Source organism: Halomonas flagellata (genome assembly GCF_022487945.1).
GTDB lineage: Bacteria > Pseudomonadota > Gammaproteobacteria > Pseudomonadales > Halomonadaceae > Halomonas > Halomonas flagellata.
Genome location: NZ_JAKVPY010000124.1, coordinates 1 through 589, shown reverse-complemented (window position 1 = coordinate 589; position 589 = coordinate 1). Strand labels below are relative to the sequence as shown.

Here is a 589-nt window from a genome sequence, read left to right as displayed (position 1 = left end):
CTATAACGCGGCGTTCGATCGCCTGTGGCCGGTCTCCCGCTTCCCCCGCCAGCTGAAAGTACGCGCCCTGCACGCGCTCGGTTTCGAAACCGGATTCGTCATCATTGGCGTCACCATGGTGGCGATCGTGCTGGGCGTCTCGCTGCTGCAGGCGTTTATGCTGGAGATCGGTTTTATGCTTTTCTTCCTGCCCTACACCATGGCCTTTAACTGGGTATGGGACACCCTGCGCGAGCGCGTTATTCGTCACCGCCGCCCGCGCCAGACGGCGCGCGGTTAATCCCGGCGCGGATCTTCGACGATCCGCCGCGACTTTATCACCGAAAACTATCGCAACAGACGAACCATAAATATGGTAAATTGCACTCCTTTTTTTTGGTTTGACGGCAATACCTCTACACACCAAGCCCTAAAAAAAGTAGGCGCCATTATAGAGCGTCCAAACTTTTATCCGTACATGAGTGCGGTTCAAAACCTGAAATTGGTCTGTAAAATTAAAGAAGTTCCCGATGATAAGATCGAGGAAAAATTAGAACTGGTTGGTCTTTTAGACAGAAAGGACAGTAAATTTAAAACCTATTCCCTGGGG

Annotated in this window: 2 protein-coding genes; both read left to right on the top strand. The window is 51.4% G+C overall.

Annotated elements, in window-relative coordinates:
- Positions 1–280 (top strand): PACE efflux transporter (locus MKP05_RS21480; RefSeq protein WP_240570160.1); only part of this gene is annotated, 280 nt, incomplete at its 5' end.
- Positions 281–352: 72 nt separating this feature from the next.
- Positions 353–589, top strand: a 237-nt coding sequence (locus MKP05_RS21475) for a P-loop NTPase family protein (RefSeq protein ID WP_439109016.1), incomplete at its 3' end; no start/stop codon positions are given.